We start from the raw sequence: 23,258 nt of genomic DNA, 5'->3' as shown, positions 1-23,258 counted from the left end.
GAAGATTGTCCGCTCAGGCTTGCCTCGGCAATAGCTCTGTCACAGTGTCGTGCCATGTCGAGCGCTCGAGCATTTTGCCATTGGATGAGTCCATCCACTGGCAGAGAAATGCTCATCGTCTTTTGAATCTGGAGCGCTTCTCAGCGATCGGGTGATTCCACCTGATCGCGCAGCGCTCTAGCGCAACGAGCCGACGTGTTGAGGGGGCAACCGATGTTCGAGAAAATTGTCGACACACTTGCACGCAACATCGGGCTCACCCCGGAACAGTCGAACAAGCTGATCGGCGAAGCGATCCGTCTGCTGACATCGCAGGTCGACGGCGCGCGCGGCCTGCTCGATCGGGCCCGCACCCTCGGCCTCATCGGCTCGGCCTCCGAGTGGCTCGGCCATGCCGATGCCCCCGCGCTCAGCGGCGAGCAGAGCCGGCGGCTGTTCGGCACCTCCGTCGTGGAGGCGATCGCCGGCCGGCTGCACCTGTCCGCCGACCGCACGGCGGCCGCGCTCGGCGAAACCATCCCGCGCGTGATCGGCCAGCTGTCGCCGGGCGGCACGCTGCCGGCCGCGCTGCCGGCGTCGGTCCTCGCACTGGCGCCGACGATCGCGGGCGGCCCTCGCCTGAGCACGCGGGACGTGGTCGGGAGCTGGGCGCTGCGCGGCGTCATCCTCGCCGCCGTCATCGCCGCCCTCTGGTGGCTGGCCTACCAGCTGAGCAAGCCGGGCACCATCGCCCAGCCGCCGGCGACCACGACGGCACCGAGCGCCGACGGCGGCGCCAAGCCGGCGGCCCCCGCCACGGCCGGCGGCTCGCACGGCGCCCCCGCGGCGGGAAGCGGCGCTCCGGCGACCTCCGCGTCTCCGTCCCCCGCCACGACAGCGCCCCCCACGGCCGGCGCCCCGACGACGGCAGGCACCGGCACCCCCGCAACGGGGACCGCCGCGGCGTCGACGCAGCCGACGCTCGACCTGCGCCGGGACGAGGCCGGCAAGGTCACCTACTCCGGTGCTGTAGCGGACGCCAGCACGCGTGGCGGCATCCAGGCCGCCCTCGAAACCGCCTTTGGCAAGGACAACGTGAGCGGCAGTCTCAACGTCGATGCCAAGCTCGGCCCGGCGCCCTGGCTCAACTGGCTCGGTAAGCTCTTCGATTTGTTCAAGGGCAGCGGCAAGGGCAACTTCGCGTTCAACCTGAACGGGCCCGACCTGAAGCTCGGCACCCTGCCGCAGGGCCTGGACGCGTCCAAGCTGATGGCTGGTCTCGGCGGACTGGTCGGCGGCCCGTCGATCACGCTGCCCGACGGCACCAAGGCCGCGCCGACGCCGGCCGCCGCCACCACCGCAGGTGCGCCGGGCGCCGCGCCGACGGGGGGAAGCGGAGCACCCGCGGTGCCCGCCGCCGCACCGACCGCCCCCGCCACGCAGCCCACGCTCAACCTGCGTCGGGACGAGACCGGCAAGGTCACCTATTCCGGCACGGTGTCGGACAGCGGCACCCGCGCCGGCATCCTCGCGGCGCTCGGCGCCGCCTTCGGCAAAGACAACCTGAGCGGCACCATCGCCGTCGACCCGAAGGTCGGATCCGCCCAGTGGCTCGGCTGGTTCCGCAAGCTGCCCGGCTTGTCCAAGAGCGCCGGGAAGGGCGATTTCGCCTTCAATCTGAACGGCCCCAATCTCAAGCTCGACGCGCTGCCGCAGGGCGTCGACCCGTCGAAGCTCGCGAGCGGCCTCGCCGGCCTGTCGATCACACTGCCCGACGGCACGAAGGCGGCGGAGACCCCGGCGGCCGGGAGCGCGGCTGGCGGCGCCAAGGACACCGGACCCGGCGCCGAGCTCGACAGCGACACGGTCATGAGCGCGCTCGACAGCATGTCGCCTGACAACCCCAACGTCGACGATCTGACCAAGACGCTGTCGCTGCTGTCGATCGAGTTCGCCACCGGCAGCGCCGAGGTGCCGGCAAACGAACGGAAGGTGCTCGTCAAGGCCGCCAGCTTCTTCAAGAAGCTGCCACCCAGCTTCCGGATCGAGATCCAGGGTCACACCGACAACCAGGGCTCGGAGGCGATCAACGAGCCGCTGTCGCTGGAGCGCGCCAACGCCGTCCGCGACATCCTGGTCAAGGAAGGGGTGAGCGCTGCGAGCTTTATCACCCGAGGCTTCGGTGCGACCCGGCCGGTCGCCAGCAACGACACGCCCGAGGGGCGCGCCCGCAACCGGCGCATCGACTACGTCATCGCCGCCCGCTGACAATCGCGCACGGCTCCGGCCGGGCCGTGCGCGGCCCGGCTATTCGTCATTGCAGCGACGGCGGGCCATGACGAGCGGCATCGGGGTTCGACTAAATGCCTAAGCGGCGCAAGGCCGATGCCGGAGCCCCCTGCACGACCTTATGAATCTGATATATATCAGCCACTTATGTCTAGACCTTTGGCGATCGGCCGGCATCTGCGGCGTCACTTGCCGCCGCCGCAGTCGGGCACCCGTGTCCGATCGGCCGGCAGACGCGTCGACAACTTCGACGGCCACGGCTAGCAATCGACGAAGAGGCGGGTCTAGGGGGAGCACATGAAGTCCATCGCAACCGTCGGTCTGATCCTCGCCGCGGCGGGGCTCTGGCCTTCCGCCCCGGCCGCTGCCCAGGACCTCAAGGTGGCGCTGATCTCCAGCAAGACCGGACCGCTCGAGGCCTACGCCAAGCAGACCGAAGCCGGGTTCAACCTCGGCCTCGAATACCTGACTGGTGGCACCATGACGGTGAACGGCCGCAAGATCGTGGTGATCGCCAAGGACGACCAGGGCAAGCCCGACCTCGCCAAGTCGATGCTGGAGCAGGCCTACATCGACGACGATGTCGATCTGGCCGTGGGGACCTCGTCGTCGGGCGCCGCCCTCGCCATGCTCCCGGTGGCAGAGGACGCCAAGAAGGTGCTGATCGTCGAGCCGGCCGTCGCCGACGCGATCACCGGCGACAGATGGAACCGCTATATCTTCCGCACGGCCCGCAACTCCACCCAGGACGCGCTGGCCGCGGCGGTGGCACTCGGCGGCGGCGAGGCGTCGATCGCGACGCTCGCCCAGGACTACGCTTTCGGCCGCGACGGTGTCGCCGCCGTCAAGGCGGCGCTCGAGGCCACCAAGAGCAAGGGCAAGGTCGTCTTCGAGGAGTTTGCGCCGCAGAACGCCACCGACTTCACCGCATCGGCGGAGCGCATCTTCGAGGCCCTCAAGGACAAGCCCGGCCGGCGGATCCTCGTCATCATCTGGGCGGGGCCGAGCCCGTTCACCAAGATCATGGATCTCAAGCCCGAGCGCTTCAAGATCGAGCTCGCGCCCGGCGGCAACATCCTGCCGGTCATGAAGACCTACAAGCCGTTTCCGGGCATCGAGGGGGCCGTCTATTACTATTACGGCTTCCCCAAGAACGCGATGAACGACTGGCTGGTGGCCGAGCACACCAAGCGCTTCAACATGCCGCCCGACTTCTTCACCGCCGGCGGCATGGCGGCCGCGGCCGCGCTCGTCGCGGCGGTCAAGAAGGCCGGTTCGACCGACACGGAGAAGCTCATTGCGGCGATGGAAGGCATGGAGTTCGACACGCCCAAAGGCAAGATGACCTTCCGCAAGGAGGATCATCAGGCCATGCAGGCGATGTACGCCTTCCGCGTCAAGGCGGACGGCAAATCGGAATGGGACCTGCTCGACCTCGTGCGGGAGATCCCGGCCGCCGAGCTGCCGGTGCCGATCCGCAACAAGCGCTGACGCCCGCGCGTGGCTCCTGCTCCGTCGCCGCCGGCGCTTGAAACGCGCGACCTCACCATCCGGTTCGGCGGCCACGTCGCCGTCGACGCGGTGAATTGCGCCTTCCACCCGGGAACGCTGACGGCCATCGTCGGCCCGAACGGAGCGGGCAAGACCACCTATTTCAATCTGATCTCCGGCCAGTTGCGGCCGACCGATGGCCAAGTCCTGGTGAGGGGCGAGGACGTGACCGGCCTGACGGCGGCGGCGCGCACGAGGCGCGGCCTCGGCCGTGCCTTCCAGCTCACCAACCTGTTCCCCGGCCTGACCGTGCGCGAGAACATCCGCCTCGTCGTGCAGAGCCGCCGCGGCGCCGGCATGGATCTGCTGAGCCGCGCCGCGCGGCGGACCGACCTGGTGGACGAAGCCGACGCCGTCCTGGCGCGCATGTCGCTGGCCGGGCGCCGCGACGACCTCGCCGGCGCGCTGCCGCACGGCGACCAGCGCAAGCTCGAGGTGGCGATGCTCGCAGCGCTCGAGCCCGACGTCTTCATGTTCGACGAGCCGACCGCCGGCATGAGCGTCGACGAGGTGCCGACCATCCTCGACCTGATCCGGCGCATCAAGGAGACGACGGACAAGACCGTGCTGCTGGTCGAGCACAAGATGGACGTGGTGCGCCAGCTCGCCGACCGCATCATCGTGCTGCACAACGGCGCGCTGGTCGCCGACGGCGAGCCGGCGGAGGTCATCGCCTCGCCGATCGTGCAGGAGGCCTATCTCGGCGGGGCGATCGAGCATGCCTGAGGCCGCGTCCGGATCGGCCGCCGCGGCCGGCGCCATCTGCGCCCCGCTGCTCGCGCTCGCGGGCGTGCACACTCACATCGGCCCCTACCACATCCTGCACGGCGTGGACCTGGCGGTACCCCGCGGCGGGCTCACGGTGCTGCTCGGCCGCAACGGCGCGGGCAAGACGACGGCACTGCGCACCATCATGGGCCTGTGGCGGGCGTCCGCCGGCCGCATCGACTTCGACGGCCGGCCCATCGCCGCCCTGCCCACATCCGACATCGCCCGCGCCGGCATCGCCTACGTGCCGGAGACGATGGGCATCTTCAGCGACCTGACGGTGCGCGAGAACCTCGTCCTGGCGGCCCGCCAGGGCGCCATGGACGCGGACCGCCTGCGCTGGCTCTTCGGCCTGTTTCCGGCGATCGAGCGCTTCTGGCAGCTGCCCGCCGGCACGCTCTCGGGCGGGCAGAAGCAGATGCTCTCCATCGCCCGCGCCATCATCGAGCCGCGCCAGCTCATCCTCGTCGACGAGCCGACGAAGGGACTGGCACCGGCGATCATCGCCAACATGGTGGCCGCGTTCCGCGAGCTGAAGGCGACCGACACGACCATCCTGCTGGTGGAGCAGAACTTCCTGGTCGCCAGGGCGCTGGGCGACAACGTCGCGGTGATGGAGGACGGGCGCATCGTGCACGCGGGCGCCATGGCCGAGCTCGCCGAAGACCGGAGCCTGCAGCAGCGGCTGCTGGGCCTCAGCCTGGACATGCATCAATGAACGTTGCCAAAGCCAACGAGCCGGCACCCGCGGCGCTGCCGGCCCGCAAGGTCGACTGGGCGCCCCTGGTGCTGGTCCCTCTGCTCGCGCTGGCGGCCTTGCCGCTGGTCGGCTCGACCGCCACCTGGACGACGCTGACCATCGCAGCGCTGGCCATGGGCATGATGATCTTCATCATGGCATCCGGGCTCACCCTGGTGTTCGGCCTGATGGACGTGCTCAACTTCGGTCACGGCGCCTTCATCACCGTCGGCGCCTACGCCGGCCTCATCGCGGCGGTGCCGCTCGCCGGCTGGCTTGCGTCCGACCAGCTCGCCGTCAATGCCGTGGCGCTCATCGCCATCATCCTGGTCGCCATGGCCGTCACCGGGCTGGTCGGCTACGCCTTCGAGCGCCTCATCGTCATGCCGGTCTACGGCCAGCACCTGAAGCAGATCCTGGTCACCATGGGCGGCCTCATCGTCATCCAGCAGCTCGTCATCGTGCTGTGGGGCCCGGTGCAGATCCCGCTCGCCGTGCCCCAGGCATTGCGCGGCGCCTTCTTCTTCGGCGACGTCGCCATCGAGAAGTACCGGCTCACCGCCGTCGTCCTCGGCCTCATGATCTTCGTCGCCATGCAGCTGGTGCTGACCCGCACCAAGCTCGGCCTCCTGATCCGCGCCGGCGTGGAGAACCGCGAGATGGTCGAGGCGCTGGGCTACCGCATCCGCCGCCTGTTCGTCGGCGTGTTCGTCACCGGCTCGATGCTCGCCGGCCTCGGCGGGGTGATGTGGGGCTTCTACCGCGAGACGCTGACCCCGGGCATGGGTCTTGAGGTGATGGTGATGATCTTCATCGTCGTCATCATCGGCGGCCTCGGCTCGGTGGGCGGCTGCTTCATCGGCGCGCTGCTCGTCGCGCTCACCGCCAACTACATGAGCTTCCTCGCCCCCAAGCTGGCGCTCGGCTCCAACATCATTCTCATGGTGGCCATCCTGCTCTGGCGCGCGCAGGGGCTCTTTCCGGTCGCGAAGCGCGCATGACGGCCCCCGCCCCCGCCGCAGCTCCGGCCAAGGGCGCCGCCATGGCGCGCTCATCGGCGCCGAGGAGCCGCCTGCTCAGCGCCGTCCTCGTCCTGATCTTTGCCGGCCTGGCGCTCGCGCCCTTCGTCTTCCCGGGCTCGCAGTCGCTCAACGTCGCCGCCAAGATCTGCTACTTCATCGTGCTGGCGGCGAGCTTCGACCTTCTGCTCGGCTACACTGGCATCGTCTCGTTCGCGCACACGATGTTCTTCGGCATCGGCGGCTACGGCGCTGCCATCAGTCTCTACGCGCTGGCGCCCGACTGGACCTCGCTCGCCATCGGCACGCTCGCCGCGCTCGTCGTCTCGGTGCTGCTGGCGCTGCTGATCGGGCTGTTCTCGCTGCGCGTGCGCGCCATCTTCTTCGCCATGATCACGCTCGCGGTGGCGAGCGCCTTCGCCATCCTCGCCTCCCAGCTCGGCTGGCTCACGGGCGGCGAGGACGGGCGCACCTTCCGCGTGCCCGAGCTGCTGCGCCCCGGCACGCGGCTCATGGACGGCACCCTGTTCGGCGTCCAGATCAACGGCCGGCTGGCTGCCTACTACCTGGTCTACGCCAGCATGGTGCTGCTGTTCGTGACCATGCTGCGCGTCGTCAATTCACCGTTCGGCAGCGTGCTGCAAGCGATCCGCGAGAACGACTTCCGGGCCGAGGCGATCGGCTACCGCACCGTCGTCTACCGGGTGGTGATCAATTGCATCGCCGCCGCCATGGCGACGCTCGCCGGCGTGCTCTGCGCCGTGTGGCTACGCTACACCGGCCCGGGTACCACGCTCAGCTTCGACATCATGCTGGACATCCTGCTGATCGTGGTGATCGGCGGCATGGGCACGCTCTACGGCGCGGTGATCGGCGCCACCCTGTTCCTGCTCGCGGAGAGCTATCTGCAATCACTGATGGGCGCGTTCAGCGCCGCCACCGCCGGGCTGCCCGTGCTGCCGCAGCTCTTCCACCCGGACCGCTGGCTGCTCTGGCTCGGCGTGCTCTTCATCCTGAGCGTCTACTTCTTCCCCTCGGGCATCGTCGGCCGCCTGCGGGGGCGGTAGTCTCGGATCCCGCCCAGTTGCGCCACCCCCTGCGCCGGCTTATGTAATTGCCATCCGAGGAGTGCCCTCACCAGCGGGGGCTGAGACGGCAGGCGATGCCGAATCCTTTGAACCTGATCCGATTCGTATCGGCGGAGGGACGGGATGGCGCCATCCAAGACCTATTCAGACAACAGCAAGAGGCCGACGCCGGAGGCGATCAGCATCGTCGGCGCCAGTGTCGCCGGCACGTGGCAGGCGCTCGCCTTCGCGCAAGCGGGATGCCCCGTCACGCTCTACGAGCGCCATAGCGGCGACCTCGTCGGCGCCACCAGCTATTGGGCCGGCGGCATGCTGGCGCCGGACTGCGAGGCGGAGGTCTCCGAGCCGCTCGTGGCGCGCCTTGGGCACCGCTCACTGGCGCTGTGGCGCGACGCGCTGCCCGGCACGCGGTTCGAAGGCTCACTGGTGGTCGCGCATACGCGCGACCGGGCGGACTTCGAGCGCTTCGCCCGCCTGACGCCCGGCCATGCCCGCCTCGACGCGGCCGGTGTCGCGGCGCTGGAGCCGGCGCTCGCGGGCCGTTTCCGCGACGGGCTGTTCTACGCCGCGGAGGGGCATGTGGAGCCGCGCCGCGTGCTGCCCATGCTCTACCGGCGGCTCGCCGAGCTCGGTGTCGTCCTGCGCTTCGGCGAGGAGGTCGCGCCGCACGAGCTGCCCGGCACCGTCATCGACTGCCGCGGCCTGGCGGCGCAGGATGCCCTGCCCGAGCTGCGCGGCGTCAAGGGCGAGGTCGTCATCGTCGAGAGCCGGGATGTGACGTTCACGCGCCCGGTGCGGCTGCTGCACCCGCGATGGCCGCTCTATGTCATTCCGCGCGAGGACGGCCGCTTCCTCATCGGCGCGACATCCATCGAGAGCGAGGACGACCGCGTCAGCGTCCGCTCCGCGCTGGAGCTGATGACGGCAGCCTATGCCCTGCACCCGGCCTTCGGCGAGGCGCGCATCGTCGAGATCGGCGCCGGCCTGCGCCCGGCCTTCCCCGACCATGCGCCGCGGGTCACGGTCGAGGGCCGCATCCTGCGCGTCAACGGCCTCTACCGTCACGGCTTCCTGCTGGCCCCCGCGTTAGCCGAGCTCACCGCCGCCTTCGTCGTCGACGGGCAGCAAGACGACGAGGTGATCCACGCCGGCGCCCCCGCACATCGGCGTGCGCCTGAGGAGGTATTGTCATGATGCTGACGGTCAACGGCGAACGGCGCGAGGCGCGGTCCGCCACGGTGCGCAGGCTGCTTGGCGAACTCGACTACGAGACCGAGTTCGTCGCCGTCGCCGTCAACTACACCGTGCTGCCGCGCGGCCGTTGGGACGAGCCGGTGCTCAAGGATGGCGACGCCGTCGAGATCGTCTCGCCGCGGCAGGGCGGCTAGCTTACATCAGGCAGGAAGCCACGATGCTCACATTCTACGGCCAGGAGGTCGCCTCACGCCTGCTCATCGGCACGGCGCTCTATCCCTCGCCCACAATCATGCAGCAGGCGATCAAAGCGTCGGGCGCGGCGATCGTGACGGTGTCGCTGCGGCGGGAGGCTGCCGGCGGCAAGGCCGGTGACGCCTTCTGGTCACTGATCCGCGACACCGGCGCGCGCGTGCTGCCCAACACGGCCGGCTGCCGCACAGTGCGCGAGGCGGTCACGACGGCCGAGCTGGCGCGCGAGCTGTTCGGCACGCCCTGGATCAAGCTGGAGGTGATCGGCGACGACGAGACGCTGCAGCCCGACGTGGTCGGCTTGGTGGAGGCGGCCGCGCTCCTGACCCGGGAGGGCTTCAACGTCTTTCCCTATTGCACCGAGGACCTCACCGTTGCGGGCCGGCTGATCGACGCCGGCTGCGAGGTGGTGATGCCGTGGGCCGCGCCGATCGGCAGCGCCAAGGGCATCGTCAACCCGGCGCCCCTGGCGCTGCTGCGGGCCCGCTTTCCCGACGTGCCGATGGTGATCGACGCCGGTCTCGGCGCCCCCTCCCATGCCGCGCACGCCCTCGAGCTCGGCTATGACGCCGTCCTGCTCAACACCGCCATCGCCAAGGCGGGGGACCCGGTCGCCATGGCCGAGGCCTTCCGGCTTGCGGCCGAAGCCGGGCGCACGGCCTACGAAGCCGGGCTGATGGCGCCGCGCGACTTCGCCTCCCCTTCCACCCCCGTCGTGGGAACCCCGTTCTGGCATGCCGCAACATCCTGACCGCTTCTATCCGATCGTCGACACGGTAGCCTGGGTCCAGCGCCTGGCGCGCGCCGGCGTGCGCACCGTGCAACTGCGGGCCAAGGACCTCGACCGCGCCGAAGCCGCAGCGCTCGTCGGGGCCGCGCTGGCGGCGACGGCCGGCACGGCGACCGAGCTCATCGTCAACGACCATTGGGAGGCGGCGATCGATGCGGGCGCCCGGCACGTGCATCTGGGCCAGGAGGATCTCGCGGTCGCCGACGTCCCTGCGATCCGCAAGGCAGGCCTGACGCTCGGGCTGTCCACCCACGACGAAGCCGAGCTGGAGGCTGCCCTCGCGGCCAGGCCCGACTATGTCGCGCTGGGGCCGATCTATCCCACCACGCTCAAGGTCATGCGCTTCGGCCCGCAGGGCCTCGACCGGATCGGGCAGTGGAAGCGGCAGGTGGGCCCCATGCCGCTCGTCGCCATCGGCGGCATAACGCTGGAGCGTGCGCCCGGCGTCTTTGCCGCCGGCGCCGATTCGATCGCCGTCGTCAGCGACGTGACGCAGAACCCCGACCCGGATGCGCGCGTGCGCGACTGGCTCGCCTTCACGCAGAGCGAGCCGCGCTGAGCGTCGGGTTGCGCCGCGCCAGATGGACGCGGATCGGCTGTTGGCGCCCGCGCAGTTGCCATTCGACGACCTCATCGAAGCGGTCAGCCGGATCTTGCGCGGCCTGGACGCACGCGTCGGACGCCGCGATCGTCGCGCCGAGCTCCCGTGTGGCCCCCTCGAGGCGGCTGGCGACGTTGACCACGTCGCCGACCACGGTGAACTCGATCCGCCGGTCGGCGCCCAGATTGCCGATCATCACCGGACCGCAGTGCACGCCGACCGACAGCACCACGGGCTGGGCGCCGCGGGCAACGCGCTTGGCGCTCCAGCGCGCGACCTCCTCGCGGAGCGCGAAGGCGCAGGCGAGCGCGCTGGCCGGCGCTGCGGGACGCTCGTCCAGGCCGCCGAAGGTCGCCATGAAGCCATCGCCCAGGTATTTGTCGAGGGTGCCGCCGTGCGCGAAGACCACCTGGCTGCAGCGCTCCTGGAACGAGCGCAGCAGCGCGAAGGTCTGCTCCGGCGAGAAGCGCTCCGTCAGCCCGGTGAAGCCGACGATGTCGGCGAAGAGCACCGCCACGGGACGCGTCGCCGGCTCGCCGAAGCCGTGCGGCGCCCGGGCGGCGAGCGCATCCGCCACATCCGGCGACACGTAGCGGGCAAGATCCGCGCGCACCACCTCGGCCTCCACCTGGGCCAGCAGGAGCTGTCGGCTGCGCCAGACGGCGACCGCCAGAATTGCCGTGAACAGGCCCGTCGCGACGAGTTGCGTCCACCATTGCGTCAGGCCGACGAAGGTCGGCTCAAAATACAGACGCAGCACGTCCGAGGAGGCCACCGGGCCATTCGCAGCCGCATCCTGGTAGCGGATTGTGGTGGGCAGCTCATAGAGGACGCGGACACCGACCGACCAGATCGCGGCGATAACGGCACCGGTCCAGAGCACAAGGAGCGGCGAGAAGGTGAGCGCCGCCTCGGCGAGGAGGAGCAGCAGGTACAGGAACTCCTGCCCGCGCAGCCGCGTCTGCACCGGCCAGTCGCCGCCGAGCCCGACCGGCGGCGGCACCAGGATGGCGGCCGTGACCAGCGCCACATCGAGCACGATGAAGCCGAGCTTGATCCACTCCACCCGCCGGTGGCGCCGCAGGCGATACGGAATGTAGCCGAGGATGAAGAAGGCGACAGCGATTGCCGCGTAATAGGCGTCGCGCGGCCATGGCACGATGGCCATGAGCCACAGGGACACGACGAGGATGCCCGCCGTCCGCGCGCGGAAGGCGAAGGAGAGTCCATCGACCTCTGCAGCCCTCACGCTGGCGCGCAGGCGGCCCCTGGGGCGCGGCAACCAGAATCCGACGTTGCGACGTGCCCTGGTCGTGGTGGCCCGCGCCCGTGTATTGCGTCCGAACACGGGCCGATGTGACACCGCGCAGCCCTGCTTGTCGAGCGCCGCCGCCGGATCGTGAACAGGATGTGTCACGCGGGGCCAGAAGCTACAGCGCGCAGCCTCCCTCACCGAGCGGCCGGATGATCTCGGCCGCCGGCACCCGGAACTCGATCTTGTAGTAGTCCCAGGGGCCTCTGCTCTCGGCAGGCGCCTTGACCTCGGCCAGGAACAAATCGTTCATCAGTCGCCCGTCGGAGCGGACCTTGGCCCCTTCGGCGAACATGTCGTCGACGGGGGCCGCCTTGAGCTGCTGCGATACCTTGGGGCCGTCATCCGTTCCGGCTGCGTCGATGGCCCGCAGGTAGGCCAGCACGGCGCTATAGACGCCGGCGTGAACCTGGGTCGGCACGCGACCGCCGGAGAGCTTCTTGAACCGTTCGGTGAAGGCGCGGGTGGCATCGTTGCGGTCCCAGTAGAAACCCGTGACGACGCGCAGCCCCTGCGCGGTCTCCAGCCCCAGGCCGTGCACATTGGTGATGTAGAACGTCGTCGCCGCGAGCTTCTGGCCACCCTTGGTCAGGCCGAACTCGGCGCCCTGCTTGATGACGTTGATCGTATCCGGGCCGGCGTTGGCGAGGGCCACGATCTTCGCCCGGGATGTCTGGGCCTGCAGGACGAACGACGAGAAATCGGCGCCGTAGAGCGGATGGCGGGCGGAGCCGAGCACCTTGCCTCCGGAAGCCTGGACGACGCTCTTCAGCTGGCCTTCCATGGAATGGCCGAAAGCATAGTCGGCCGCTAGGATGTACCAGGTGTCGCCGCCGAGCGCGATGTTGGCCTTCGCCACGGCACGAGCGATCGCATAGGTGTCGTAGAGCCACAGGAAGCCGGTGGGCGAGCAGTCGGCGCCGTAGATCCGGTCGGTCGCCGAGCCCACGTGCATGATGATCTTCTTCTGCTCGCGAGCGAGCGCCTGGACCGCGAGGGATACGGCCGAGTTGCCGATATCGGTGATCATGTCGACCTGTTCGGTCTCGTACCAGCGCCGCGCGATACCCGCGCCGATATCGGCCTTGTTCTGGTGGTCACCCACCACGAGCTCGATTTTGGCGCCGCGCACCGTGGGACCGAAATCCTCGACGGCCAGCCGCGCCGCGTGCAGCGAGCCGATGCCGGTCACGTCGGCACTGGGACCCGCCTGATCGTTGAGCACACCGATCTTGACGACCTTGTCCGAGATCGCAGGGCCGGTGCTCTGGGCGTGGACTGAGGCGGCGAACAGGCAGGCCACGGCGGCCGAGGCCGCCAGCTTTAGCAAAGACATCTGGTTTCCCCCCGCGGCACCCCGCGGAGCGGAGGCCTCGTCGCTTTTCCGATCAGCCGGATTTGTTATGACCGTTTGGTAATATATCGGATGAATCGTGTCAATCGTAGCTGCGCCGCGTGGGTCGTCAGCCCCATCCCGGGAGCCGCCGGCGTGACGGCCGCCGGCACACCCTTCGCTTGGCGCATTCCGATCGGATGAAGCCGCCCGATCGGAGCGAAGCATTTTAGATTCAATGGCTTGGAGCAAATCCCGATGGCATGCGGGCCGGCACCTCGTCGAGGGGAGGCATGGCAAGAGGCGCGGACCATCGGCCTATGGTTGAGCCAGGGTCAGCGCTCGGATCGTTGGCTCGGATTATGGCAACGCCGGCGGCATCCTGAGTGACCTTGCGTAAATCTGGGCCGCCCTCCCGATTAAATTTCCGGTAAGTCTTTCGGCACTACGCTCCAGTCAACCGAACGATTCGTGGTGCGCGGAAGATATTTCGGCACGATGGCGTTAGCGTGAGCTCGGCCGACGACATATTCTCGCCATGTCCGGCCTATTCATGCGCGCCTTCCGCAACAACGAGGGATGGTTAGTTGACCCACCGAGGGATGGCGCTTGCGTTCGCCACTTTGTTCATCACCGGGACCGCCGCGTCTGCGGCTCTTGCAGACCACAGACAGGGCCGCCTCCAGGGCGGCCAACGCGGCATGGCCAGCTACTACGGCCCGGGCTTCCACGGCCGCCGCACGGCCAGCGGCGAACGCTTCAACGCCGGCGCCATGACCGCCGCGCACCGCACCCTGCCCTTCGGCACGCGCGTGCGGGTGACCAACGAGCGCAGTGGGCGCTCCGTCGTCGTGCGCATCAACGACCGCGGCCCCTTCGGGCACGGCCGCATCATCGATCTCTCGAGTGGCTCCGCCCGCGCCCTCGGCATGGGCGGCACCGCTCCGGTCTCGCTGGTGCCCCTGACCCGCGCCGCGGCCAACTGAAGCCGAGCTTCGCGCCCGCCGCCTACGCCGCTTCCTGCGCGTAGGCGGACGGGTCGTAGTTGAGCACCGGGCCCAGCCACCGCTCCACCTCGGCAATCGCCATGCCCTTGCGGCGGGCGTAGTCCTCCACCTGGTCGCGCTCCACCTTGGCGACGCCGAAGTAATGTGCGTCCGGATGGGCGAGGTAGAGTCCCGCGACGGTCGAGCCGGGCCACATGGCGTAACTCTCGGTGAGCCTGACACCGATGCGCGGCTCGGCGCCCAGCAGCCCGAACAGCGTCGCCTTCTCCGTATGGTCGGGCTGGGCGGGATAGCCGGGCGCCGGCCGGATGCCACGGTAGGTCTCGTCGATCAGTTCGTCGTTGGAGATCGCCTCGTCGGCCGCATAGCCCCAGAACTCCTGGCGCACGCGTTGGTGCATACGCTCCGCAAAGGCCTCGGCGATGCGGTCGGCCAGCGCCTTGACCATGATCGAGGCATAGTCGTCGTTGGCACCGGCAAAGCGCTTGGAGATGCGGTCCTCCTGGGCGCCGGCGGTGACGACGAAGCCGCCGACATAGTCGGCCTTACCCGTCTCGAGCGGCGCGACGAAGTCGGCCAGCGCCAGGTTCGGCCGGCCGTCGCGCTTGCTGAGTTGTTGGCGCAGGGTGAAGAAGGTAGCGAGATCCTCGCCGCGGCTCTCGCCGGTGAACAGCCGGACGTCGTCGCCGACCGCGTTGGCCGGCCAGAAGCCGATCACCGCCTTGGGGTTGAACCAGCGGCCGTCGATGATCTGCTTCAGCATCGCCTGCGCGTCGTCGTAGAGCTGGCGGGCGACCGCGCCCTGCCTCTCGTCCTCCAGCAGCGCCGGGAACCGGCCCTTGAGCTCCCAGGTCTGGAAGAACGGCGTCCAGTCGATGTAGCGCACGAGCTCGGCCACGTCGTAGCTGCCGAATACGCGGGTGCCGAGGAAGCTCGGCTTGGGCGGCGCATAGCCATCCCAATCGATCTTGAAGGCGTTGGTTCGCGCCTTGGCGAGCGGCAGCCGCTGCTTGTCGGCCTCAGCCCGGGCGTGCGCGCTCGCCACCTTGGCATATTCCGCCTTGAGCCCGTCCACGTAGGGGCCGACCTGCTCCTGGGAGAGCAGGCTCGACACGACGCCGACGGCGCGGCTGGCGTCGGTGACGTAGACGGTCTGGCCCTTGGAGTAGTTGGGATGGATCTTCACCGCCGTGTGCACGCGGCTGGTGGTGGCGCCGCCGATCAGCAGCGGGATGGCGAAGCCCTCGCGCTCCATCTCGCTCGCGACGTTGACCATCTCGTCGAGCGACGGCGTGATCAGCCCGGAGAGGCCGATGATATCGACCTTCTCCTGGCGCGCCGTCTCCAGGATCTTGTGCGCCGGCACCATGACGCCGAGATCGATGACGTCGTAGTTGTTGCAGGCCAGCACGACGCCGACGATGTTCTTGCCGATGTCGTGCACATCGCCCTTCACGGTTGCCATCAGCACCTTGCCGGCCGCCTGCCGGCCGCCACCGCCGCCGCCGGCCTGCTTCTCGGCCTCCATGAAGGGCATGAGGTAAGCGACGGCCTGCTTCATCACCCGGGCGGACTTGACCACCTGCGGCAGGAACATCTTGCCGGAGCCGAAGAGGTCGCCGACGACGCTCATGCCGGCCATCAGCGGCCCCTCGATGACGTGCAGCGGCCGCTCCACGGTGAGGCGCGCCGCTTCGGTGTCGGCCTCGATATATTCGGTGATGCCGTTGACGAGCGCATGCTCGAGCCGCTTCTCCACCGGCCAGCTGCGCCAGGTGAGATCCGCCTCGCGCGCCTGCTTGCCTGCCCCGCCCTTGAACCTCTCGGCCGCTTCCATCAGCCGCTCGGTGCCGTCCTCGCGCCGGTTCAGCACCACGTCCTCGCAGGCCTCGCGCAGCGCCGGATCGATCTCGTCGTAGAGCGCGAGCTGGCCGGCATTGACGATGCCCATGTCCATGCCGGCCTTGATGGTGTGGTAGAGGAACACCGCGTGCATCGCCTCGCGCACCGGCTCGTTGCCACGGAAGGAGAACGAGAAGTTGGACACGCCGCCCGAGACGTGGGCGTGCGGCAGGGTGCTGCGGATCTCGCGCGTCGCCTCGATGAAGTCGACGCCGTAATTGTCGTGCTCCTCGATGCCGGTCGCCACCGCGAAGATGTTGGGATCGAAGATGATGTCCTCGGGCGGGAAATCGAGCTTCTCGGTCAAGAGCTTGTAGGCGCGGGTGCAGATCTCGACCTTGCGCGCCTGGGTGTCCGCCTGACCCGTCTCGTCGAAGGCCATGACCACGACCGCAGCGCCGTAGGCCCGCACGATGCGCGCCTCGGCCAGGAACTTGGCCTCGCCCTCCTTGAGCGAGATCGAGTTGACGATACCCTTGCCCTGCAGGCACTTGAGGCCCGCCTCGATGACCTCGAACTTGGAGCTGTCGACCATGACCGGCACGCGGGCGATGTCGGGCTCGGCGGCGACGAGGTTGAGGAAGTCGACCATCGCCTTCTTGGAGTCGAGCAGGCCCTCGTCCATGTTGATGTCGATGACCTGGGCGCCGTTCGCCACCTGGTCGCGCGCCACGTCGAGCGCCGCCGCGAAGTCGCCCGCGGTGATCAGCTTGCGGAACTTGGCCGATCCGGTGACGTTGGTGCGCTCGCCGATGTTGACGAACGGGATGTCCGCCGTGAGCGTGAACGGCTCCAGCCCAGACAGCCGCAGCAGAGGCGCGACCTCCGGCGGGACGCGCGGCGCCTTGCCGGCCACCGCCTCGGCGATGGCGCGGATATGGTCCGGCGTGGTGCCGCAGCAGCCCCCGGCGACGTTGACCAGTCCCGCCGCGGCGAATTCGCCGACCAGCTCGCCCATCGCCTCCGGGCTCTCGTCGTAGAGGCCGAATTCGTTGGGCAGCCCGGCATTGGGATAGGCGCAGACGAAGGTGTCGGCCGCCTTGGCGATCTCCTGGATGTGGGCGCGCATCTCGCGCGCGCCGAGCGCGCAGTTGAGGCCGATGGAGAACGGCCGCGCGTGGCGCAGGGAATGCCAGAAGGCGGTCGGCGTCTGGCCCGACAGGGTGCGGCCGGAGAGGTCGGTGATGGTGCCGGAGATCATGATCGGCAGTTCGACGCCGCGCTCGGCGAACACCGCCTGCGCCGCCACCACCGCCGCCTTGGCATTGAGCGTATCGAAGATGGTTTCGATCAGGATGATCTCGGACCCGCCGTCGATCAGGCCGCGCACCTGCTCGGCATAGGCCTCGCGCACCTCGTCGAAGGTGACGGCGCGGAACCCGGGATTGTTGACGTCGGGCGAGATCGACAACGTCCGGTTGGTCGGCCCGATCGCGCCGGCGACAAAGCGGCGCCGGCCGTCCTGCCGGCGGGCGAGCTCGGCCGCCTCCCGTGCCAGGCGCGCGCCCTCCCGATTGAGCTCGTAGACGATCGGCTCCAGCCCATAATCCGCCTGGGCAATCGAGGTGCCGGAGAACGTGTTGGTCTCGACGATGTCGGCGCCGGCCAGGAAGTATTGCAGGTGGATGTCGCGGATCGCGTCCGGCTGGGTCAGGATCAGCAGGTCGTTGTTGCCGCGCAGGTCCTTGGAATGGTCCTCGAAGCGGCCGCGGCGGAAGTCCTGCTCGCCGAGCTTTAGGCCCTGGATCATCGTGCCCATGGCGCCGTCGAGCACCAGGATGCGCTGGCGGGCCGCCGCCGTGAGCGCCGACCGTACCTCGTTGCCGTCGGCGGCCGTGATGTCCGGAAGATCCGTCATGGTGTCAGTCCCGTGTGCCGCAGGTTGTCGGGCTTAGTCAGGTTGGGCGATCGCAGCGGAAACATAGCCGGGGCGAACCCGGCCGTACGCCCTACTCCGCTGCTTGCGCCTGCGCCCCGGCGCCGCGCGGTGCCCTGAGGCCGAGCAGATGGCAGACCGCATAAACGAGGTCGGCCCGGTTCATCGTGTAGAAATGGAGATCGGTGACGCCCCTGTCGACCAGGTCGAAGGCCTGTTCGGCGGCGACCGCCGAGGCGATCAGCCGGCGGGTCTCGACGTCGTCGTCGAGCCCCTCGAACCTGTGGGCGAGCCAGCCGGGCACCGAGGCGCCGGCTCGCGCGGCGAAGCTAGCCGCCTGCTTGAAGTTCTGCACCGGGAGGAGGCCCGGCACGATCGGAATGGCGATGCCGCGGGCGCGGGCCCGGTCGACGAAGCGGAAGTAGACGTCGTTGTCGAAGAAGAACTGGGTCACCGCGCGGGTCGCGCCGGCATCCACCTTGCGCCTCAACATGTCGATGTCGGCGTCGATGCTGCAGCTCTCGGGATGCTTTTCCGGATAGGCCGAGACGGTGACCTCGAAATCGCCGATCGCCTTGATCGCCACCACCAGATCGGGTGACGACTGATAGCCGTGCGGGTGCGGCCGATAGGCCGCCCCCACGCCCTCGGGCGCATCGCCCCGCAGCGCCACGATGTGGCGCACGCCGGCCGCCCAATAGTCGCGCACCACCTCGTCGACTTCCGCGCAGGTCGCCGAGACGCAAGTCAGGTGCGCCGCAGGCTTCAGGCTCGTCTCCTCCACCAGGCGCTTGACCGTGGCGTGAGTGCGCTCGCGGGTCGAGCCGCCGGCGCCGTAGGTCACCGAGACGAAATGCGGCGTGAGCGGCTCCAGGCGGCGGACGGAGGCCCACAGCGTCTCCTCCATGGCCGGCGACTTGGGCGGAAAGAACTCGAACGAGACACGCGGCAGCCGCGCGCCATCGCGGCTCGGCCGAAAGCCATTGCTCGTCATCACGCCACCTCCGATTGTTCCGCTTTCAACGGCCAGTCCCCGATGAGGCGCCGGTCGCGCCCGAGCGATAAGGTTACCGTCAGATGCGCCTTGTCGCCCGTGGCCAGGTCCCGCTGGGCCCTGAGGTCGAGCCCGGCCTCGTCGAACCAGGCCTCCAGCTGCTCATGGCCGAAGCCGAGCCGGCGATGCTGATGCCGTTCGCGCAGGAATTCGTGCTCGTGCGGCGCAAAATCGACCACCAGGAGGCGTCCGCCCGGGGCCAGCGCCGCCGCCGCCTCGCGCAGCGCGCGGGCCGGATCGTCGAGGAAATGCAGCACCTGATGCAACACGACGAGATCGAAGACGCCCCGCTCGACCGGCAGCGCGTGGATGTCGCCCTGGCGCAGCTCGATGCGCGCCAGACCCGCCGCCTCCAGCTTGGCCCGCGCCACGGCGAGCATGGCGGGACTGGCATCCACCCCGACCGCCCGATCCGCCAGCGGCGCCAGCAGCTGCAGCATGCGCCCGGTGCCGGTGCCGAGGTCGAGCAGCGCACGCACCGGCCGGGCCCCGACGACCTCCAGGATGGCGGCCTCGACAGCTGCCTCCGGCACATGCAGCGACCGCAGGCGGTCCCAATCCGGCGCCAGCTGGGCGAAGAAGCGCTCCGCTGCCCGCGAGCGTTCCTCCCGCACCTGTGTCAGCCGTTCTTGATCGCTGGCCAGCAACGGATCACGCCGGTCGAGCGATGCGAGGACGGTCCGCAGCACCTGCGGGGCCCCCGCCCCGTCGGCCAGCCGAAAGAATACCCAGGCTCCCTCGCGGTGGCGCTCCACCAGGCCCGCCTCGGCGAGCAGCTTGAGGTGGCGGGATATGCGAGGCTGCGACTGGCCAAGCGTTTCGGTGAGATCTGAGACGTTGAACTCACCGACGGCGAGGAGCGCCAGGATGCGCAGACGCGTCTCCTCGCCGGCCGCCTTGAGCGCCTCGAGCAGGGGCTCGAACCGGGTGGGGGACGGCGGCTTCATCGGCTCAGACACTCCCATGTAACGATATAAAGATATCTTTATGTCATATTTGGCGCCGGGGCAAGCGAATTCGCAGGGCAGATGTTGGCCGCGCCGCCCCCGGCGATCCACCCGGCGCAGTCGAAAGTCATTCATGCTCAATATGATGGAAGCGCCACGGCGGCGGCGCGGAACGGACGGGTCGGCGCGCGTCTCGACCCAAACCCTACTGTCGCTCGCGCAACAGATGCGTGAGCGGCAGCATGCGATTTCGACGTACGGCGATGATCAGCACACCGAGGAGCGCGATGCCCGTGCCCGTGACCGTGCGCAGGTCGAGCCGGTCGCCGGTGATGACGATGCCGAGAGCGATGGTGATCAACGGCGTCATCAGCGTGAGGGGCGCAACGAGGTTGGCCTCATAGCGGTGGATCAGCCCGTAGTAAGCGGTATGGGCGAAGACCGAGACGACGATGGCCGCGAACAGCACGGCGAACACGAACAGCCAGCCGCCGGCGATCGCCCGTTCGACCTGCCCCTGCTCCAGCAGAGCCGAGGTCAGCGCCATGGGGACCAGGCTGGCGACGCCGACCCAGGCCTGGAACTGCAGGGGCCGCACCCCGTGCATCTGCTTCATCATGATGGCGCCGATCGAGGCCGCCAGCGCCGACGCCGCCACATAGATGAGCCCGACGGAGGCCGAAACGCCCTGCGGATCCCACATCACCAGAATGGTGCCGAGGAAGGCGAGCACGATGCCGAAGCGACGGCGCCAGCCGATCCGCTCGCCCAACACGAGGACAGAGAGGATGGTCGTCATCGGCACGCCAAGCTGGGTGACGATGGCTGTCGCCGACGGAGTGGCCGTCTCGAGCCCCTTGAACACCAGGCCGAAGCTGCCGGCTCCCATGCACAGCGCGACAGCGATCGTGCGCCACCAGGGCTTGGGCATTGGCCACAGCCACGGCAGGCAGATCAGGCCGACCAGGACGAAGCGGATGGTGGCGTAGAACAGCGGCGGGACCTGGAGGTCGGATACCACGATCTTGCTGACCACCGTGCTGAAGGCCCACGCCACGCAGATGGCCACGAACAGTAGAAAATCCCGGGAACTCATCGGTCTCGCCAGCCACAAGAGCGGATCCGACGTCGTGGCTGCTGCGGCGCGCGCAACGCCTCTTCGGATCCGAAATCACACGAGATTGAAGGCGCGCCGGTGAGAACCGGAAGCCGCGGCGCCTCTCGCTGAGCGCCGAAGCGATGGAATTGCAGCTCCGCCGGGCCGCAGACCCGGCGCACGGCACGCGTCCGTTCAGATCGATGCTCTGGCGCTGGGCAGACCGCCCGGGCACTGTAGAGCAGAAACCTGACGATTGTGCATCGCACACATTGTCCGCGCGCCGTCCCTCCCACATGCATCCGGCGCATAGCCGACCGGATGTGCGGCAATCCGGCCGAACTAACTGACAATGCTTGCGTTTACGATTGCCTAACCATCCCCGACCCAATGTCTGGCATTGCACAACGGCTGGCGTTCCCCTAGGACGATTGACTAGGGGTGGGGGCGCTGCCTGTTGCGAGGAATCGCATGCCGGGTCAACGCATTGAGACCATCGATCTGTGGCGGGGCCTCGTCCTCGTCATGATCTTCATCAATCACATCCCCGGCAATCCGCTCGAACACCTGACGCTGCGCAACTACGGTTTTTCCGATTCGGCCGAGGCGTTCGTCTTCGTGTCCGGTCTGGCAGTGTCCTACGCCTATTTTCCGAAGGTCGTCGCCGGCGACCTGCTGGGCGCCGTGCGGCGATGCGTGCAGCGGGCGGTCAAGCTCTACGGCGTGCATGTCCTCATCACGCTCGCCGCCCTGGTGCTGTTCGGCCAGGCGTTCCTCGCCACCCGCATCCCCTCGCTGGTGGTCGATCACGGCCGCGACATCAGCTTCATGGAGCCGATGCGCGCCCTCGTCGGCCTGGCTCTGATGAGCCACCAGCTCGGCTATTTCAACATCCTGCCCCTTTACGTGGCGCTGATGTTGATGGCACCGGTGCTGCTGCTGGCCGCCCGCATCCATACTCTGCTGGCGCTCGCGGTCTCGGCCCTGCTCTATCTGGCTTCGCGCTGGTTCGATTTCGCCCTGCCGACCTGGCCGATCCAAGGACGATGGTTCTTCGATCCCTTCTCCTGGCAGTTGATCTTCACCATCGGCCTGGTCTGCGGCATCGAGTGGCGCAGCCGCCCGCTGCCGTATGCGCGCACGCTGTTCATCGGCTCGCTGGCAGTCGTCTGGGCAAGCTTCGCCCTGGTGACCGACGCCCTCGGCCAGTCGCCCGGTCTCTACGACGCGGCCCGTCACTACCTCGACCTGACGAAGACCGACCTCGGACTCACCCGCCTCGTCCATTTCCTCGCGCTCGCCTACCTGGTGTCGCAGTTGCGGCTCGGCAACGCGCTGCTGCGGCTGCCGGGCGCGGACAAGCTCATGCTGCTCGGCCGCAATGGCCTGGGCGTGTTCGCCGCCGGCTCCCTGGCCAGCGCACTTGGACAGATCCTGCTTGCCATTTCCGATGACTCCCCGGTGGTCGGTGTGATATTCGTGCTTACGGGAATTCTGGGGCTAATAGTCGTCGCGAGCATCCTGGAATGGTCGGCAGCATCGTCATCGTCCGATCGGCGGTCTTCGCCGCGGCGGCCCTCATCTGTGTGGCCGGCGCCTCGGCATGGGCCAACGAGCAAGGGCTGACCCCGGCCGTCTCCGCCCCGCCACCCCTGCCTGCACTGACAGCGCCCGATATCGCGCCGCCCAGGGCGACGTCGCCGAAGCTGGCGGCGCCGGAGTGCATCGCGGCGCGGCCGGCGCTGGCCACGACCGGCGATCTGACGGGCACCGGCGAGCGACTCGCTGCCGGCGGCAAGCTTTCCATCCTGGCCATCGGTTCCTCGACCACTGCCGGCACCGGCACGTCGTCGCCGGCGGCCGCCTACCCGGCGCGGCTGGAAGCGGAGATCGAGCGCCGGCTGCCCAACGTCGACGTCAAGGTCACCGTCTCGGGCGTCGGCGGCGAGACGGCCACGCAAACCATCGCCCGCCTCGAGCGTGAGGTGGCCCAGACGAAGCCGGATCTGGTGATCTGGCAGGTCGGAACCAACGATGCCCTTTCGGACGTGCGCGAGGATGATTTTCGCTCGCTGGTCGAGCGCGGCATCGCCGCCACGACGGCGGCCGGCGCGGATCTGATCCTGCTCGACCAGCAGTTTTTTCCCTCGCTGCGCCGCAAGGCCCGCTACGAGCGCTTCGTGCAGATCGTCAGGGACGCGGGAATGAAGAAGCGAGCCTGCGTGTTCGGACGCTATGCGCTCATGAAGGAATGGGGCGAGGAGTCATCCGAGACCCTCAAGGCCATGCTGTCCGGCGACGGTTTCCACATGAGTGATCGGGGCCACGCCTGCATGGCGCGGATCCTCGCCGACGAGATCGTCAAGGCCTCGTTCAGTCAGATCCACGCCTCCGGCGCCATCTAGAGCGTTTTCGAGCGAAGTGGACGCCGGTTCGCGTGAAGAAAACGCGACAAATCAAT

Annotated in this window: 19 protein-coding genes and 1 riboswitch; of the genes, 13 read left to right on the top strand and 6 right to left on the bottom strand. The window is 68.8% G+C overall.

Features of this window, described 5'->3' with window-relative positions; genetic code table 11:
* Positions 1-213 precede the first annotated feature (213 nt).
* From IEW34_RS13410 to IEW34_RS13365, 10 genes are all read left to right on the top strand, one after another.
* Positions 214-2,247, top strand: a complete 2,034-nt coding sequence (locus IEW34_RS13410; protein ID WP_188609679.1) for an OmpA family protein — start codon at positions 214-216, stop codon at positions 2,245-2,247.
* A 318-nt stretch (positions 2,248-2,565) separates the two neighbouring features.
* Positions 2,566-3,759, top strand: coding sequence for a substrate-binding domain-containing protein (locus IEW34_RS13405; protein WP_188609678.1), 1,194 nt, complete (start codon positions 2,566-2,568; stop codon positions 3,757-3,759).
* Between the two features lie 9 nt (positions 3,760-3,768).
* A complete protein-coding gene (locus tag IEW34_RS13400) occupies positions 3,769-4,545 on the top strand; it encodes an ABC transporter ATP-binding protein (protein ID WP_188609677.1) in 777 nt (258 codons plus the stop codon).
* Positions 4,538-5,305: an ABC transporter ATP-binding protein gene (locus tag IEW34_RS13395; protein WP_210324496.1), complete on the top strand. Its 768-nt coding sequence runs from the start codon at positions 4,538-4,540 to the stop codon at positions 5,303-5,305. The genes IEW34_RS13400 and IEW34_RS13395 overlap by 8 nt, the downstream gene beginning before the upstream one ends.
* Entirely contained in the window at positions 5,302-6,327 is a 1,026-nt protein-coding gene (locus IEW34_RS13390) for a branched-chain amino acid ABC transporter permease (RefSeq protein ID WP_188609676.1), read from the top strand. The genes IEW34_RS13395 and IEW34_RS13390 overlap by 4 nt, the downstream gene beginning before the upstream one ends.
* 41 nt (positions 6,328-6,368) lie before the next feature.
* Positions 6,369-7,412: a branched-chain amino acid ABC transporter permease gene (locus IEW34_RS13385; RefSeq protein WP_188609794.1), complete on the top strand. Its 1,044-nt coding sequence runs from the start codon at positions 6,369-6,371 to the stop codon at positions 7,410-7,412.
* Between the two features lie 47 nt (positions 7,413-7,459).
* A riboswitch (TPP riboswitch) is annotated at positions 7,460-7,569 on the top strand.
* Positions 7,557-8,627 carry an FAD-dependent oxidoreductase gene (locus tag IEW34_RS13380; RefSeq protein ID WP_188609675.1) on the top strand — a complete coding sequence of 357 codons (1,071 nt, stop codon included), beginning with the start codon at positions 7,557-7,559 and terminating at the stop codon, positions 8,625-8,627. Its footprint overlaps the riboswitch before it by 13 nt.
* Entirely contained in the window at positions 8,624-8,821 is a 198-nt protein-coding gene (gene thiS / locus IEW34_RS13375; RefSeq protein ID WP_188609674.1) for a sulfur carrier protein ThiS, read from the top strand. The genes IEW34_RS13380 and thiS overlap by 4 nt, the downstream gene beginning before the upstream one ends.
* A 23-nt stretch (positions 8,822-8,844) precedes the next feature.
* Positions 8,845-9,630, top strand: coding sequence for a thiazole synthase (locus tag IEW34_RS13370; protein ID WP_188609673.1), 786 nt, complete (start codon positions 8,845-8,847; stop codon positions 9,628-9,630).
* On the top strand, positions 9,614-10,228 hold the full coding sequence (locus tag IEW34_RS13365; protein ID WP_188609672.1) for a thiamine phosphate synthase: 615 nt from the start codon (positions 9,614-9,616) through the stop codon (positions 10,226-10,228). Before IEW34_RS13370 ends, IEW34_RS13365 begins: the two co-directional genes overlap by 17 nt.
* On the opposite strand, the gene IEW34_RS13360 is transcribed toward IEW34_RS13365, so the two are convergent.
* Both IEW34_RS13360 and IEW34_RS13355 read right to left on the bottom strand, forming a co-directional pair.
* Positions 10,206-11,687 carry an adenylate/guanylate cyclase domain-containing protein gene (locus IEW34_RS13360; RefSeq protein WP_244641958.1) on the bottom strand — a complete coding sequence of 494 codons (1,482 nt, stop codon included), beginning with the start codon at positions 11,685-11,687 and terminating at the stop codon, positions 10,206-10,208. The genes IEW34_RS13365 and IEW34_RS13360 overlap by 23 nt on opposite strands.
* 13 nt (positions 11,688-11,700) lie before the next feature.
* Positions 11,701-12,918: an ABC transporter substrate-binding protein gene (locus IEW34_RS13355; protein ID WP_188609671.1), complete on the bottom strand. Its 1,218-nt coding sequence runs from the start codon at positions 12,916-12,918 to the stop codon at positions 11,701-11,703.
* A 599-nt stretch (positions 12,919-13,517) separates the two neighbouring features.
* Between IEW34_RS13355 and IEW34_RS13350 the strand changes: the two genes are divergently transcribed.
* Positions 13,518-13,901, top strand: a complete 384-nt coding sequence (locus tag IEW34_RS13350) for a septal ring lytic transglycosylase RlpA family protein (RefSeq protein WP_210324502.1) — start codon at positions 13,518-13,520, stop codon at positions 13,899-13,901.
* A 22-nt stretch (positions 13,902-13,923) separates the two neighbouring features.
* Here the strand turns inward: IEW34_RS13350 and metH are convergent, their stop codons facing one another.
* The 4 genes from metH to IEW34_RS13330 form a co-directional block, all read right to left on the bottom strand.
* Positions 13,924-17,682 carry a methionine synthase gene (metH, locus tag IEW34_RS13345; RefSeq protein ID WP_188609670.1) on the bottom strand — a complete coding sequence of 1,253 codons (3,759 nt, stop codon included), beginning with the start codon at positions 17,680-17,682 and terminating at the stop codon, positions 13,924-13,926.
* A gap of 91 nt (positions 17,683-17,773) precedes the next feature.
* Complete coding sequence (metF, locus tag IEW34_RS13340) at positions 17,774-18,694, bottom strand: methylenetetrahydrofolate reductase [NAD(P)H] (RefSeq protein WP_188609669.1); 921 nt, start codon at positions 18,692-18,694, stop codon at positions 17,774-17,776.
* A complete protein-coding gene (locus IEW34_RS13335) occupies positions 18,694-19,701 on the bottom strand; it encodes an ArsR/SmtB family transcription factor (RefSeq protein ID WP_188609668.1) in 1,008 nt (335 codons plus the stop codon). Before IEW34_RS13335 ends, metF begins: the two co-directional genes overlap by 1 nt.
* A gap of 205 nt (positions 19,702-19,906) precedes the next feature.
* Positions 19,907-20,797, bottom strand: a complete 891-nt coding sequence (locus IEW34_RS13330; protein ID WP_188609667.1) for a DMT family transporter — start codon at positions 20,795-20,797, stop codon at positions 19,907-19,909.
* Between the two features lie 471 nt (positions 20,798-21,268).
* Between IEW34_RS13330 and IEW34_RS13325 the strand changes: the two genes are divergently transcribed.
* Together IEW34_RS13325 and IEW34_RS13320 are read left to right on the top strand one after the other, a co-directional pair.
* The gene (locus IEW34_RS13325; RefSeq protein ID WP_188609666.1) at positions 21,269-22,423 is read left to right on the top strand and encodes an OpgC family protein; all 1,155 of its coding nucleotides are present in this window, start codon (positions 21,269-21,271) and stop codon (positions 22,421-22,423) included.
* The gene (locus tag IEW34_RS13320) at positions 22,324-23,202 is read left to right on the top strand and encodes an SGNH/GDSL hydrolase family protein (protein WP_188609665.1); all 879 of its coding nucleotides are present in this window, start codon (positions 22,324-22,326) and stop codon (positions 23,200-23,202) included. The genes IEW34_RS13325 and IEW34_RS13320 overlap by 100 nt, the downstream gene beginning before the upstream one ends.
* The last annotated feature ends 56 nt before the right edge of the window (positions 23,203-23,258 follow it).

The organism is Chelatococcus reniformis, from assembly GCF_014640075.1.
Taxonomy (GTDB): domain Bacteria; phylum Pseudomonadota; class Alphaproteobacteria; order Rhizobiales; family Beijerinckiaceae; genus Camelimonas; species Camelimonas reniformis.
Note: the sequence above shows the minus strand (reverse complement) of the source record. Positions and strands in the feature narration are given on the sequence as shown.

What these genes read in the sequence shown, in the direction of transcription:
- IEW34_RS13395 (WP_210324496.1), top strand. Translation starts at nt 4,538, where the DNA reads ATGCCTGAGGCCGCGTCCGGATCGGCCGCCGCGGCCGGCGCCATCTGC.
- IEW34_RS13410 (WP_188609679.1), top strand. Translation starts at nt 214, where the DNA reads ATGTTCGAGAAAATTGTCGACACACTTGCACGCAACATCGGGCTCACC.
- metF (WP_188609669.1), bottom strand. Translation starts at nt 18,694, where the DNA reads ATGACGAGCAATGGCTTTCGGCCGAGCCGCGATGGCGCGCGGCTGCCG.
- metH (WP_188609670.1), bottom strand. Translation starts at nt 17,682, where the DNA reads ATGACGGATCTTCCGGACATCACGGCCGCCGACGGCAACGAGGTACGG.
- IEW34_RS13320 (WP_188609665.1), top strand. Translation starts at nt 22,324, where the DNA reads ATGGTCGGCAGCATCGTCATCGTCCGATCGGCGGTCTTCGCCGCGGCG.
- IEW34_RS13350 (WP_210324502.1), top strand. Translation starts at nt 13,518, where the DNA reads ATGGCGCTTGCGTTCGCCACTTTGTTCATCACCGGGACCGCCGCGTCT.
- IEW34_RS13355 (WP_188609671.1), bottom strand. Translation starts at nt 12,918, where the DNA reads ATGTCTTTGCTAAAGCTGGCGGCCTCGGCCGCCGTGGCCTGCCTGTTC.
- IEW34_RS13335 (WP_188609668.1), bottom strand. Translation starts at nt 19,701, where the DNA reads ATGAAGCCGCCGTCCCCCACCCGGTTCGAGCCCCTGCTCGAGGCGCTC.
- IEW34_RS13390 (WP_188609676.1), top strand. Translation starts at nt 5,302, where the DNA reads ATGAACGTTGCCAAAGCCAACGAGCCGGCACCCGCGGCGCTGCCGGCC.
- IEW34_RS13385 (WP_188609794.1), top strand. Translation starts at nt 6,369, where the DNA reads ATGGCGCGCTCATCGGCGCCGAGGAGCCGCCTGCTCAGCGCCGTCCTC.
- IEW34_RS13330 (WP_188609667.1), bottom strand. Translation starts at nt 20,797, where the DNA reads ATGAGTTCCCGGGATTTTCTACTGTTCGTGGCCATCTGCGTGGCGTGG.
- thiS (WP_188609674.1), top strand. Translation starts at nt 8,624, where the DNA reads ATGATGCTGACGGTCAACGGCGAACGGCGCGAGGCGCGGTCCGCCACG.
- IEW34_RS13370 (WP_188609673.1), top strand. Translation starts at nt 8,845, where the DNA reads ATGCTCACATTCTACGGCCAGGAGGTCGCCTCACGCCTGCTCATCGGC.
- IEW34_RS13365 (WP_188609672.1), top strand. Translation starts at nt 9,614, where the DNA reads ATGCCGCAACATCCTGACCGCTTCTATCCGATCGTCGACACGGTAGCC.
- IEW34_RS13405 (WP_188609678.1), top strand. Translation starts at nt 2,566, where the DNA reads ATGAAGTCCATCGCAACCGTCGGTCTGATCCTCGCCGCGGCGGGGCTC.
- IEW34_RS13380 (WP_188609675.1), top strand. Translation starts at nt 7,557, where the DNA reads ATGGCGCCATCCAAGACCTATTCAGACAACAGCAAGAGGCCGACGCCG.
- IEW34_RS13325 (WP_188609666.1), top strand. Translation starts at nt 21,269, where the DNA reads ATGCCGGGTCAACGCATTGAGACCATCGATCTGTGGCGGGGCCTCGTC.